General features: G+C 68.1%; 12 protein-coding genes and 1 pseudogene. 10 read left to right on the top strand and 3 right to left on the bottom strand.

Going from position 1 to position 13,189, the window contains the following annotated elements; all coding sequences use genetic code 11:
- The first annotated feature begins 24 nt into the window (after positions 1-24).
- From BL254_RS11785 to BL254_RS11760, 6 genes are all read left to right on the top strand, one after another.
- Positions 25-303, top strand: a complete 279-nt coding sequence (locus BL254_RS11785) for a hypothetical protein (RefSeq protein WP_254858023.1) — start codon at positions 25-27, stop codon at positions 301-303.
- Positions 304-643: 340 nt separating this feature from the next.
- Positions 644-1,051 (top strand): TadE/TadG family type IV pilus assembly protein, encoded by a 408-nt coding sequence (locus tag BL254_RS11780; RefSeq protein WP_076843357.1) that lies wholly within the window; start codon positions 644-646, stop codon positions 1,049-1,051.
- 2 nt (positions 1,052-1,053) lie between these two features.
- Positions 1,054-1,719, top strand: coding sequence for a hypothetical protein (locus BL254_RS11775; protein ID WP_371390480.1), 666 nt, complete (start codon positions 1,054-1,056; stop codon positions 1,717-1,719).
- A 623-nt stretch (positions 1,720-2,342) separates the two neighbouring features.
- Positions 2,343-2,873: a GNAT family N-acetyltransferase gene (locus BL254_RS11770; RefSeq protein ID WP_076843316.1), complete on the top strand. Its 531-nt coding sequence runs from the start codon at positions 2,343-2,345 to the stop codon at positions 2,871-2,873.
- A gap of 289 nt (positions 2,874-3,162) precedes the next feature.
- On the top strand, positions 3,163-4,251 hold the full coding sequence (gene zapE / locus BL254_RS11765) for a cell division protein ZapE (RefSeq protein ID WP_235433387.1): 1,089 nt from the start codon (positions 3,163-3,165) through the stop codon (positions 4,249-4,251).
- A 413-nt stretch (positions 4,252-4,664) separates the two neighbouring features.
- Positions 4,665-5,141 (top strand): pilus assembly protein TadG-related protein, encoded by a 477-nt coding sequence (locus BL254_RS11760; protein WP_047222353.1) that lies wholly within the window; start codon positions 4,665-4,667, stop codon positions 5,139-5,141.
- Positions 5,142-5,203: 62 nt separating this feature from the next.
- Here BL254_RS11760 and BL254_RS11755 read toward each other — a convergent pair.
- Positions 5,204-6,517 (bottom strand): annotated as a pseudogene (locus tag BL254_RS11755) (serine/threonine-protein kinase).
- A gap of 80 nt (positions 6,518-6,597) precedes the next feature.
- Complete coding sequence (locus BL254_RS11745) at positions 6,598-7,404, bottom strand: FHA domain-containing protein (RefSeq protein ID WP_047222290.1); 807 nt, start codon at positions 7,402-7,404, stop codon at positions 6,598-6,600.
- Positions 7,405-8,145: 741 nt separating this feature from the next.
- Here BL254_RS11745 and BL254_RS11740 point away from each other — a divergent pair.
- Positions 8,146-8,382, top strand: a complete 237-nt coding sequence (locus tag BL254_RS11740; protein ID WP_076843315.1) for a hypothetical protein — start codon at positions 8,146-8,148, stop codon at positions 8,380-8,382.
- 334 nt (positions 8,383-8,716) lie between these two features.
- Here the strand turns inward: BL254_RS11740 and BL254_RS11735 are convergent, their stop codons facing one another.
- Positions 8,717-9,691, bottom strand: a complete 975-nt coding sequence (locus BL254_RS11735) for a hypothetical protein (protein ID WP_047222288.1) — start codon at positions 9,689-9,691, stop codon at positions 8,717-8,719.
- 973 nt (positions 9,692-10,664) lie between these two features.
- Between BL254_RS11735 and prfB the strand changes: the two genes are divergently transcribed.
- From prfB to BL254_RS11720, 3 genes are all read left to right on the top strand, one after another.
- Positions 10,665-11,765 (top strand): peptide chain release factor 2, encoded by a 1,101-nt coding sequence (gene prfB, locus BL254_RS11730; protein ID WP_047222352.1) that lies wholly within the window; start codon positions 10,665-10,667, stop codon positions 11,763-11,765.
- A gap of 213 nt (positions 11,766-11,978) precedes the next feature.
- A complete protein-coding gene (locus tag BL254_RS11725; RefSeq protein ID WP_139342276.1) occupies positions 11,979-12,755 on the top strand; it encodes a toll/interleukin-1 receptor domain-containing protein in 777 nt (258 codons plus the stop codon).
- A gap of 204 nt (positions 12,756-12,959) precedes the next feature.
- On the top strand, positions 12,960-13,189 hold a 230-nt coding region (locus tag BL254_RS11720; RefSeq protein WP_371390475.1), incomplete at its 3' end, for a transposase domain-containing protein.

Genomic DNA, 13,189 nt, shown 5'->3' with positions numbered 1-13,189 from the left:
AGGACCCGAAGAGTCCGGAAGAATGTGAAGGAGTTGTTGGCCGTGCGGGTGTTCGCGATGTTCGTGAGCCGCTGGGTGCTGGAGCGGGAGAGCCTCTCCCGGGCCGGGGGAGGCCTGCTCGTGGCGGAGGCCGGACAGGCCGGCCGCGGCCGCCGGGACCGCCGGGACCGCGGGGACGTGCCCGGCTGGGTCATGGTCACCGTCATGACGGCAGCCCTGGTCGTCGCCCTGATGGCGGTCGCTGTGCCCCAGCTGCGGGATGTCTTCACCAATGCGATCGACTCCGTGGTCGGCAACGGCTGACCGCGCCGGGTTCCGCGCGGCGGTGCGCGGCCAACGGTCACGGCCAACGCAGACAGCCATCCCGTCCGGGCGTCTCACCCGGAGGCGCGCAATCGCCGCCGTGGTCCCGGTCCCGGAACGCCTGTTTCTGACGTGGGGCTGCCTGCTCYCGGCCCGAGAGCGTCTGTTCTCGGCGCGAGAGCATCAGCCTGTTCCGGCACGCCCGGAACCAGGCGGGCGCAAGCCCGCTCTGCCTTCGACACCGCTTCCGGCAAAGGTGTCGCCCCCGGCGCGGGATCATCCGCCTGTTTCGGCCTGCCCGGAATCGGATGGGCGCGGGCCCACCGGATTCCCGGCGTGGCTGCGCGCCTGGGCGTCAGCGCCGCGACCGGCGTCCGAACGCGGTTCGGCGGTCGTCGAGTTCGTGCTGGTCGGGACGTTGCTGCTCTTCCTGTTCCTCGGGGTCGTCCAGGTCGGTGTGGTGCTGCACATCCGCAACACCCTGGCCGCGGACGCGGCCGAGGGCGCCCGGCACGCGGCGAACCTGAACATGCCCGAGGCCTCCGGCGGCCCCTATGCGGAGCAGCTGATCGCGTCGTCCATCCCTGGCCGGGCTGATACCACCTGCACCAGTGCCGCCACGACCGGCGAGTCCGGTGTGCCCCTGGTCGAGGTGCGCTGCCAGGTCGCCGTCCCGCTGACGGTCCTGCCAGGAGGCGCGAAGACAACGCTCACGGTCGTCGGCCACGCGGTCAAGGAGACCCCTTGAACATGCCCCTACGGCTTCGGTCCCGCTCGAGCCCCGAGTGTGACCAGACGCGGACGCGGGAGCAGGTACCAGAGCCAGGTCGGCGACGCTGGCCGCGCCCGCACCGCGCATGGCATCCGCACCGCGCGTGGCATCCACATCGTGGATGGCGCCGATGCTGTGAGCGGGGCCAGCAGGGCGGGCAGCGCCGAYGGCGTCGGCGCGACGACAGCGGCACCGCTCTGATCGAGTTCGTCGGCCTGTCGGTCCTGCTGCTCATCCCGTTCGTCTATTTCTTCCTCAGCGTGTTCGCCGTCCAGCGGGCCGCGTTCGCGGTGACCCAGGCCGCCCGGGCCGCCGGCCGGGCGTACGCGACCGCGGACAGCGAGGCGCAGGCCGTCACCCGCGCCCGGGTCGCAGCCGAGACGGCCTTCGCCGACCAGGGCCTCGACGGCGCGCCCGAACTGCGTTTCGCGCCCGAGGGGGCCGACTGCGGCGCCGGCAACCCCGGCGACGGCGCCGCATCGCTGGCCCCCGGCTCCCGCTTCGCCGTGTGCGTCCGCTCCGCCGTCGCCCTGCCCGGAACAGCCCGGTTGTTCACCGGCCTCGCCGACATCACAGTCAACGGAAAATTCGTAGTCGTAGTGGACGCCTACCGCCGAGACCGCACACAAATGCCTGTGACGTAAGGATCCCGCCCACTCACTGGATTACACGGGATCATGTGCTCTTATGACGTCACACGGACTTTCTGGCATTTTCTGCCCGCCGGATCTTTCCGACGCGCAGCGTGGCGACTGGCCGCCTCGATGTGGCAGGGGTCGCCGCGCGCCCATGCGTGTGGCGGCGACTGGTCGGTGGCAGCAGGGCTTTCCTTGATCGACTAGTTCGTGCGATCCAGGCGCGCGTGGAATGCCGATCATCGAGGCGTGGTATATCGGCGAGATCGTACCCAGGGTGGAGCATGTTCGTAAGCGGACCGTGTCTCCGGGCGTTGTGGATCATCATGAAATCCGCCGGTCTGTGGGCGCCGCCCGTTATGAGCGGCGGCTTGCCGGGCTGTGCTGCCTCGGAGGCGTCTCCTGTTCGTGCGTCGGCTGTGCGGCCAGCCGGTTATGGTGCTGACGCGACGGTGGATGGCGCGGCGACGGAGGGCATGATCACACTGGACCTGTCGGGGTGTTCTCCCGTATACCGATCTTCCGCATACACGTTGCGCTGTGGAGCTGGACAGGATGATCGGTACGTCCATTTCGGTGCGGCGGAGGGCCGCGGTTGCCCACATCCGTGCGTCTACTGCCGGCGGTGACGCGTGAACACCCCCACGTTGACGACAGATCGGCTGGTACTTCGGCCGATTCGCCGTGATGATCTTGATGCGTCCACTGCCATCTGGGCCGATGCCGAGTTCGGGCGGTATGTCGGTACCCACGATCGGCACAGTATGTGGCACAACCTGGCGGCGAACATCGGTGCGTGGGAGCTGGAGGGGGCCGGCTCGTGGTCGGTGGTGGAACGGGCCACCGGCGCGCTGGTGGGCCGGGCGGGGCTGTGGTACGAGCCGGGATGGCCCGGGATCGAGCTGGTGTGGTTCATCGGCCGGCCCTGGTGGGGGCGCGGGTACGCGCCCGAGGCGGYCCGCGCGTCCGGCACCTGGGCGTTCGCGAACCACGACGTGAACCGGCTTGTGGCCATCCCCCACCGGGACAACCAGCAGTCCATTCGCGTCGCTGAGAAGCTGGGCATGACGTTCGAGCGCTACGAGACTCTGCACGAGACCGACAGCGCCATCTACACGATCACCCGAGTCGAATGGGCAGCCCGTACCCGTACCGGTGACTGATCGCAGGGAGGCTTTCGGGACCCTCTGGGCGGGACTGGCAACGGTATTTCGACCTGTGGCGATCTCATGATTCTGATAATCGAAAAAGGAGTTCCGAACAAACCGCTGTGCTGTCCCGGGAATGCGGGTGGCCGGGCGGATTCTGATCCTGTGGGGCACCACGACCAGGTCCGGGTCTGTCAGGAGACGATCAGGTTGCTGTCGCCGGACTTGGTCGACGCGGCTCTGAGCGGGATGTTCTCCGCAGGCTCGGCCCGGGCCGCGTCGGTCGGCGAGCAGCGTGGTCGGTGTGCTCGTGGCTGGTGAACGCGCGGACGCGGGGCGGTTCGCGAAGCGTTTCCAGGATGCCGCCGGGCGGTCCGGGTTCGAGCTGGACGCCGCGCAGGTGCGGGTCGCCGGCCGGCTCGCCCAGCTCGGCGCCGAGGTGTCACGGTGGCGGAGCCCGTTCGGCCGGCAGCCGCGCGGAGTCTACCTCTGGGGTCCGGTCGGCCGGGGCAAGAGCTGGCTGATGAACGTGTTCTACGAGACCGTGCCGACGGACAAGAAACACCGGGTACATTTCCACGACTTCTTCCGCCAGTTCCACGCGGCCTTTTCCCGGCACCGGCAGAAACGTCGGGCGGTGGACTTCGCGGTCGAGGAGCTCCTCGCCGACTGCCGTCTGCTGTGTTTCGACGAGTTTCACGTCCACGACGCCGGCGACGCCATGTTGATCAGCCGGCTGTTCGCGTCGCTGTTCGAGAAGCAGATCACTCTGCTGGCCACGTCCAACTATCCGCCGGGTGGTCTGCTGCCGAATCCGATCTATCATCATCTTTTCGTTCCCATGATCGAGAATATTGAGCGAACGATGGACGTGGTCGAGCTTGCCGGTCCACGGGACTATCGCGGCCGGTCCTGGTCGGGCGAGCCCCGGTCACGGTTCGAGACCGGTGTCTACGTGTGGCCTGGCACGGACGCCCAGCTCCGTGACGCCGGCCTGACGGCCCCGGCCGAGGCGGAAATCACCGCGCTCGACGTGGGCAACCGGCGGATCCGGGCCCTGGCGGCCCGTGGCGACCTCGTCTGGTTCGATTTCTTCGACGTGTGCGACACAGCCAGATCCGCAACGGACTATCTGGCTCTCACCGGCCGCTTCACAACCTGGGTGATTGCCGGGCTGCCTCGTCTCGCGGAGGTCGGCCAGGACGCCCGGCAGCGATTCGCCAATATTGTCGACATTCTCTGTGACAGGGACGTGCGGCTGTTCCTCGTCGCGGCCGTACCGCTGGCGGATGTGCTCCGCGGTGACGACCTCCCGCCCGACATCGGACGGATCGCCAGTCGACTCTCCCTGCTATCCATGATTTTGCCGAGGGAAGCGCCGGGCCGGCCATGAAAGAAGACCAGCCGGCAGGTGGCGACTCGGGCGACCTGGCGGCTGTCCAAGCCGAACTGTAGGTGGAAAGCGTTGTTGCGATGACGGTTTCCACCTACAGGTGTGGAAGCCGTAGGTGGAAACTGTCATCGCAACAACCGTTTTCACCTACGGTTCCGTTGCGAGGGCAGGAGTCGGCCGATGAACGCCTACCGTGGGAGCTGGCAGCTGACAGCGGGTGGCCAGCGGACGGTGGGCCGGCGGACGTGGTGAGGCCCTGAAGGGACCACCTTGACCGCTTCGGGAGGCTGGAGGCCTACGCTCACCTGTGAGCTGTGTGCGGYGGACCGGACGCGGAAAATCGCGGACGTCGCGGGCCCCGATGGGCAGCCCGCGACCCCGGCGGCGCCCGGATACTGACCGAGGGGATGCGGATGCGCGCTGACCTGCTTGGACGTTCCATGCGCCGGGGGTCGGAAGTCCGTCACAGCCGGGACGAGGGGTCGATTCTGGTTCTTACGCTCGGCTATGTTCTTGCCGCGTTGATGTTGGCGATCGTGGTGACCGACGTGTCCGCGGTGTACCTGGCCAGGCGTTCGCTCGCTTCCGCCGCGGACGGCGCGGCGCTCGCCGCGGCCCAGAGCATCGACGAGACAGCGATCTACACCGCGACGGGGGATCTTCAGCGGCTGCCGTTGGCGGAGGTGGCCGCGACCGTCGCGCAGTACCAGAGCGACGCCGACCCGTCCGGGCGTATGGCGTTGACCGCGCAACTGGTGGATCCGGCGACGGTCCGGGTGACCGGTACCCGCACGGTGACCCTGCCGGTGGTGGCGATCCTGGGGATCGGTCCGCTGACCATCACGGCGAGCGCGGACGCCCAGTCACTCGTCCGCCCACCCGCCCCCTGAAACATCGGCCGACGGGCAGGCGTGGGATCTGGTCTGTCCGGATGTGATCCGGAACGGGAGTTTCATGTGTTCAGGACCTGGAAGATGGTGACGGCCCGCCTGCCCGTCTGGACGTCCCGTATCGTGACCGTCCACGTACCGAGTGGATCGCCGGTTTCGTAGCTCCAGCGGCCGGTTTTCCGTCCGTTACGGTCCGCCCGGCCGAGCGGGTTGTAGGCGCCTGGTTTGGCGATGTTCCGGTCGACGCCGTCCGGGCCGGTGACCAGGGTTTCCACGATGCCTGACGGGCTTGCGCCCGAGGTCAGGAAYAACACCGGCTGGCGCAGGGTGCAGGCGGACACCGCGCAGTCACGGTCGACACGTACCTGTAGGGAATGGGACGCAGCCGGCACCTGGCCGACGACGGCAGGCCGGCTGCCACGGTCGCTGCCGGAGCCGATGACGCCCGCGGCCCACAGCCCGCCGCCGGCGGCCACACCGCAGGTGAGGACGACAGCGGCCACGGCCCCCGTGCGGCGCCGACGACGGCGCACGGGGTCGGCCACGGCGTCCCTGCGTTCAGGAGCCTTCCGCTCGTCCCCCCGCTGTTCGTCATCCTGCTGTTCGTCGTCCTTCCAGCTGGGGGCCTTCCACATCGGAGGATCGGAGAGCAGGAGATCAGGAGATATCGGCGGGCCCGGGGGCGGCAGGGCCCGCACCCGCTCCGCCACGTCCGCGGCGGACGGTCGGTGTTCCGGATCCCGCTCCAGGCAGGCTCTGACGAGTTCCGCCCACAGCGTTGGGATCGCCGAGGCCAGGTGGAGATCCACCAGACCGGCTCCGTAGGCACGTACCGTTTCGGCCCTGGCGGACGCCGTCGCCCCGGGGAAAGGATGGACACCGTCGGTGAGGACCTGGTGGGCGATCACGCCGAAGGCCCAGATGTCCTGGCTGGTCCGCACCGGGGTGCCGGACGGCGTGAGCCGCTCGTTCCACCATTCCGGCGGCACGTGCTCCTATGATCCGGCGCGTGGCGGGGTGTACGCGTGCGTCCCGTCGAGTTCGCTGCTCAGGCCGAAGTCGGCGATACGGGCGTCACCGTCGGTATCGATGAGTATGTTGCCCGGTTTGAGATCCGCGTGCACCCAGCCGGACCCGTGGATGTTGCGCAGGGCTTCCGCGACCCCCAGCAGGATTCCGCGTGGCTCCGCCCGGCGGACGACGTGGGTCGATTCACGGGCCGCGTCGTCCGGGCTGTCGGTGCCGTCGGCGTCCGTGTCGGCAGTGGCCTCGGCCGCTGTGCCTGTTGTGTCCGCCGCGCTCGCTGTGCCGCCCGGTGCCGGCCGGCTGGCCGCGGTCGACCAGCGGTCGGCCAGYGATCCCGCCGCCCGCTCCATGACCAGGCAGACCGCGCCGTCCAGGTGCGGATCATTCGAGCGTAAGGTGATGATCCGGAAGGGCAGCCCGGTGGCTCTGCTCACAGCAGCGCACCGACGGCGGGACGATCGCCTGTCACCCGATCGACACGCCTGCGCGGCGGCAGCAGCGCGAGATGTTCCGGGCCGACGAGGCCGAACCGCAGGGCCACCGCGACGAGGGTGTCCCGCTTGGCGGTGTCGCGGCCGGCGCCTGGCTGCTCGAACGGGTGGGTGCACAGCTTGTGACAGGCCAGATAGTCGATGTGGTAGGTGATCGCGGTCGAGGTCAGTGGGGGCCGTCGCGGGTCGAGGGCGAGCCGTTCGACGATCTGGGCGGTGGTGGGTACCGCCGCGCTGGTCGCGTCCCGCAGCCGTGGTTCGCACAGGGCGACGAGCACCTGGAAGTACCGGGAGGTCTCGTCCAGATGGAAGGCGTTCGTGGTCAGCTCTCCGGGCAGGTCGTGTTCCCCGGTGCCGGCGGCGGTGACGACGAACGCCTGCTCGGGCGCGAACACGGTGATACCCCAACCACCGGCGCAGGTCGGAACAGTGATCCGCGCCAGCTCGAACGGGATGGGCGCGGCCCGTCTACGGGGTGGGATCCGGATGTGTTCGCCGCCGCCTTCGATGTTGTCGACCACGTAGGAGCTCGTGTTGCTGAAATTGGTCAGCGTCCAGTGGTCGACGACCGCCGTGATTTCTCCGGCGAGTCGCGATATGCCCGGATGAGAAAGTACGAGGTCCACGTTGGTCCCGGGAGCGCCACGGCCGAAGGTGAGCACCTGGCCGGCGGCGAGGTGGTGGAGCTGGCCCTCGCCATCGGCGTCCGATGGCCCTGCGGATGGCTGAACGACCAGGTGGCTCACGCCGTCCTCCCGGAAGAACCGACTGCTCGGTAGCTCGGCTGCTTTCCGGCACCATAAGGCGACCGTGGTCTTGTGGGTACGCTCTGTAAAGTTCCTGACGCCTCTGGGCTTGGCTCCGGGCTTGGACAGACCTCTGCCGGTCCGCGGCACGGGCCACGGACCGGCAGGGCAGGTGAGCGCGTCAGCAGGCGTTCGCCCACAGGCGTTCACCTGTCTGTGCGACGATGCCAGGTCGTTCCAACCGGCATGCTCCTCCAGCGCCACGGCCGTCACGAGACCCGGACTTCGAAGGTCGCGACCGTGTCCGGTCCGCCCTTCCCGCATGCCCGCCGTGACCACCCACCCGGAGTGCCACTTTCGATCTTCATGGCTTTCCGGGCGCAACGGTGCATGAATCCAACACGCCGGAGCCCTGACGGCCGGATGCCACGGAAAGCGGGCACGTCCGACTCGGAGGGAAGTCGCCGAAAAAGGACCAGGACAGCTGGCACCTCGTCGGCGGCCTACCCACGTCACGCTTCGGCAGGTCGCCCTTCGGGTTGGCGAAACCCGATTCCAGCCTGCCGGGGCAGACTATTGAAGCCCTTGTGATCTGCTGGCCAGCAATCTAACCGAGATCCACTCCTACAACATGACAGGGTCACACCCTCGGCCGCCGGTGTTAGACATTCAGACATGACGACAACCGTCCGAGAACACGGAAAAGCGTCCACCATGACCCCCGTCCGAAAGGGTAACAGAATGCGCAGAAAGCTCATCCCGGCGCTGATCGCGCCATTGGCCTGCGTCACCGTCCTGATCGCACCAGCCGCTGAGGCGAGCGCCGCGACGTGGCACAACACCGGCCRGAGCTTCTACTGGTTCGAGAGCTGTGACGCCGCCGGCAAGGCCGGCGTCAACACCGGCCGGTGGGAGTCCTACTTCTGCAACGGCAGTTCGGCACCGTGGGCCGACTACGACCYGTGGGTCTGGTACTGAGGTAGATCCGGTAACAGTCAAAGAGGCTCGCATACAGGGTGTGCTGATCCGGTCTGACATCAGACCGGATCAGCACACCCTGTCGATGACTCCCATATTACTCGATCCGCCACGCGTCTCACCGCGTCGGAAGTGAAGAACGATCCCGCAGTCCCACACCGTGGTCAAAAACGAAATTATTTTCCGGCAGCTCCCTGCGACCGGTATGACGACGTGCACCCGACAGCGCTGTCGGTGCGTGCCAGCGTCACCGGTGCCGGTATCGGCACCAGCGCCGGCATCGGCGCCATGGCGGATGTGGTGGGGGCGACGCTGCTTTGGATCCGGGACCGCTTCAGAACCAGGGGGACGTGGTGGCGACCAGGTCGTCCATGTCGTGGCCGGTGCGTCTGCTGGCGAGCGCGGAGATGTCGTGCACGAGCCGGGCGACCCATTCCGCGGGCCGTTGCAGGGAGAGGGTCACCGCCCGCGAGGCATGGTGCCTGGCCTCGTAGGGGTCCGGACGCTCGCGGCTGAGCGCGGCCCGAGCCCGCGCCATGTACACCGCGATCACCATCCCGGTCTGCCCGCTATTGGTGATCAGTTCGGACGCCCGTTCCAGGTGGGGCCCGGCGTCCTCGGCGACGCCGACGGTGGTCAACGCCTCGGCGGAGGCGAGCGCGAGGTCGGCGGGGGAGTAGGTGTCGAGCGCGAATCCCGGACGTCCGTGCGCGGAGCTGTCCAGCAACTCCATGATCTTCCAGGCATGGGCCACCGAGCGCTGGACCCCGGCGACGTCCCCGACCGCGGCGTACGAGCTGGCCGAGACCTTGCCGGCGACCAGGGCCCGAGCCGGGCTCGTGCCGGCGATACGGCCCGCGGCATCGGCGATCTGCAGCGCCACCGCCGGGTTGTGCTGGCGTACCACCCGGGCGCGGACGGTCAGCGCGCGGCCGGCGAGTGGTCCGTCGCCGGCGGCCCGGGCCACCGTCGCGGCCCGGTCGGCCAGTGACACGGCATGACTGTGGCGGCCCTGGTCGTAGACGGCTCCCGCCATGGTGGTGGTCACGGCCGCGTGCAGCCGCATCCAGTCCAGCGCGACCGACCCCCGCAGCCGCCGCGTGCGCGGCACGGTGCGCATGACCTCTTCCAGGCTTGTCAGGCCGGCGACGATGTCGGTCAGATCGGAGGTCTCGTAGCTGTCCAGCGCCTGCCCCAGGGCCTGTGCGCAGGCCTCGTGCAGATCGCTGGTGTTTGCCTGGTCGGTCATGACGACAACGGGGGCCACAGCGGCTGTGAGTACCCGTCGTCGGTCGGCAGGCTCAGGCATGTCGGCGTCCTTCGGGTGCGTGCGGTCGTATTGCCGTGGTTCTCTTTCCACCCGAAGGGTGACAGGGCGGCGCGAGRCTCCCCGCGCTCACTGGCGCCGATACCGGCAAGCCGTGGAAGGGCACTCGCAACGTCACCACTTCCAGACCGAAGAGGCCACTCGTTACCAAAGATAGCGTTTCAGAACGCCTGCCGCTTCCGTGCCGGGATGTGGCGGTGTGTTGTACGTCTCTCGCGAGAGTCTCTGGAGAGAGATTACGCCGCCGGGCCGGTCGCGGCAGAGTACAGGGTCTGCCGGAGCGAATTACCAGGCTGTAACGTCGTCTCTTTTGCGTAACATTGTTTCCGTATTATTGCGGCCCGCGCGCCGATGTTTCCGCCGGATGACGCCGCCTCGGCCGTGGTGGGCCGACAGACGCGGCCGGTGCGGTTTCGCGGCTGGCCATGCTGGGCTGSCCATGCCTCCCATGTTCCTCCCGTGCGCTCTCAGGCGCCCGCTTTCCCCGGGGCCCATCCACGGCCCGCGGCAAGTGGGCGCGGGATGCGCAGGCGGATACGGGAGGCGCGGGGTACAGGAGGCGCGGGTACAGGAGGCACGGGTACGGGAGGCATCCGGTACCCCGGTCGGGACGAGTGTCCCGCGACCCGCGGGCGCATGGGCGGGAACCCGGACGGGGAACCCGGCCAGCACCACGGGCATCGCCCGCGGTGCACGTTACGCCGGCGCACGACCCGTCCCGCGGTTTCCGCCGGCCGAGTTCCCGGATTCTGTCGGGCAGCCCCGTCCGGCGGACGCCTGCTGCCGGCGCTTTCCGCTCGGCGGTCCGTCGGGCTGGCCGGGCGCCGGTCGGGCACGTCCCATGCCGCCGATGGCCATCGGTGAGCCGTGATCCGTACCAGGTGGGAAGAGCGGGAAGGGAGAGCCAAGATCTGTACGGGTGAGGGCGGGTGCGGCCGACGGTAAGGTGGGTCTCATGGCCGCCGACATCACCGAGGAGATCAAGGCTCTCGACGCGACGCTTGCCGGCATCGAAGCAGTTCTTGATCTCGATACTCTTCGGCGTCGCGCAGCCGATCTGGAACGCGAAGCGGCCGACCCGCAGCTGTGGAGCGATCAGGACCGCGCTCAGGCCGTGACCAGGCGGTTGTCGTCGGTGCGTGGGGACATCTCGCGGGTCGAGGCACTGCGCAGGCGTCTCGACGACGTCATCGCCGCCCTCGATCTGGGGGATGACGACCTGCTCGCCGAGGCCGCGAACGACCTGCCCACGCTCGCCCGCGACATCTCCGCGCTCGAGGTCCGCACCCTGCTCTCCGGCGAGTACGACGAGCGTGACGCGATCGTCCAGCTCTCGGCCGGCGCCGGCGGCGTGGACGCCGCCGACTGGACCGCGATGYTGCTGCGCATGTACCTGCGCTGGGCTGAACGGCACGGATACGCCACTGAGGTGTTCGACACCTCCGAGGCGGAGGAGGCGGGCCTGAAGTCCGCCACGTTCCAGATCAAGGCACCCTACGCCTACGGGACGCTGCGCAGCGAGCACGGCGTCCACCGGCTCGTGCGGATCAGCCCCTTCGACAACCAGAACAGGCGGCAGACCTCGTTCGCCGGGGTCGAGGTGACGCCCGTGGTCGAGCAGTCCGACCATGTCGAGATCGACGACAGGGAACTGCGGATCGACATCTTCCGGTCGTCCGGGCCGGGCGGGCAGGGTGTCAACACCACCGACTCCGCGGTGCGGATCACCCATCTGCCCACCAACATCGTKGTGACCTGCCAGAACGAACGCAGCCAGCTGCAGAACAAGGCCGCGGCCATGATAGTGCTCCAGGCGAAGCTGCTCGAACGCAGGCGGGCCGAGGAGGCCGCCGAGAAGCAGCGGCTGACCGGCGGCCCGCAGGACGTCTCCTTCGGCTCCCAGATCCGCAACTACGTTCTGCACCCGTACCAGATGGTGAAGGACCTGCGGACCGAGGTCGAGACGTCCGGTACCGCGGCGGTGCTCGACGGCGACATCGACGAGTTCATCGACGCGGAGATCCGCTGGCGGCGGACCACCGAGCAGCAGGGATAGCCACCGGCCGGTATTTTGTCCGTCTGTCCGCCCGAGACCGACGTGAGCCGGACCTGGCTCGGGAAGGGCCGCGTCCTGACGTGTGGCGCCGGTACGCGTCCCTGCCATGTGCTGGATATACCCGGATATACATGGCCTGTGTGTGGCCCCGAGGCGGGCGTGACCGTCCGGTTATTGTGCCGGAGTGCATCCCGATCCGGTTGATGACCGTTGGTGACCGCTGACAGGCGATTGCCTGTTGCGGTGCACGTGGTCTGGCACGGTGGCAGTCTCCTCGGTGAGCATCTTGCCGACGTCGCCTTCAAGTTCCTGTGCGCCGATCAGTGGCGTCCGCGGGTACGGGGTCTCGGCGTGCCGGTCCGTTTCTGGACGTCCGCACCGAATCCGCGGCCGCCCGGACGGGACGATCCGCCGCCGGCCGTCGATCTCGAACGGGCCGAACGCAACATCGTGGTGCTGCTTGTCGACGCGTGGCTGATGAGCGGAGGGTGGAACGAGTACGTCACCGAGCTCGTCGACATGACATCGACGTCATCTCGTCACTGGCTGTTGCCGGTGCTGCTCACCCGGAAGGTCGACCGGACCTCGTCGATTTCGGACGTGAACTGCCTCAGGCTCTACGAGACAACTCGTGAGCTGCGAGACCAGGTGTTCGTGAACAAGATCCTGCACCGGCTCTTCCGGCATGTCACCGACGACGATTCTCCGCTCACCGTGCTGCTCAGCCACGCGTCGACGGACGGTCGGGGCGTGGCGCTGGCCGTGCGCAAGTACCTGCACGAGTGCACGGACGTCGGTGACTTTCTCGACGTGCACAGCATCGCCGCCGGCGAACGGCTTGTCGAGGCGATAGACCGGGCGATTTCCGCGTCGGCGTTCCTGGCGATCGTGACGGACTCCTACAGCTCCCGGGGATGGTGCCGGCACGAGGTCATCAGAGCCAAACGTGAACTCGGTCCGATCGTCCTGCTGGCAATGCCGCTAAGATAAGAACGGGCGCCGACAAGATCAATATCTGCTTGATCGTTTCAGTGCGGTTTTTGGCGTATGCACTCGGGCGGTGCGTCATACTTCCATGCGCGGACCACCACGATAGAATGGATTGTGAATTCGGCAGACGAGTCTTCGGCGGCRGGCCGCCTGACCGACCATATTTCTGTGGGCGTGCTCGCACGGGTGATTTCACGAGAGGTCGTGGACGAGGTTCTCGTCGAGACCGGTAAAAAAGAGCAGCGAGTCCGGCGGCTTCCCGCACACGTCGTCGTCTATTTCGTGGTGTCCCTCGCGGTGTTCCGGGACGGCTACGAGGAGGTCATGCGCCGCCTTGTGGGCGGCCTGCGGCTCATGCGCGTGTGGCGGGACGAATGGACAGTGCCGTCGACGAGCGCACTCAGCCAGGCACGTGAACGTCTGGGAGAGGAGCC

It is taken from the genome of Protofrankia sp. BMG5.30 (genome assembly GCF_001983005.1).
GTDB classification, from domain to species: Bacteria; Actinomycetota; Actinomycetes; order Frankiales; family Frankiaceae; genus Protofrankia; species Protofrankia coriariae.
The sequence above is the reverse complement of the archived record's forward strand: the minus strand, read 5'-3'. Positions and strand labels throughout refer to the sequence as shown.

What these genes read in the sequence shown, in the direction of transcription:
- BL254_RS11760 (WP_047222353.1), top strand. Translation starts at nt 4,665, where the DNA reads ATGCGCGCTGACCTGCTTGGACGTTCCATGCGCCGGGGGTCGGAAGTC.
- BL254_RS11735 (WP_047222288.1), bottom strand. Translation starts at nt 9,691, where the DNA reads ATGCCTGAGCCTGCCGACCGACGACGGGTACTCACAGCCGCTGTGGCC.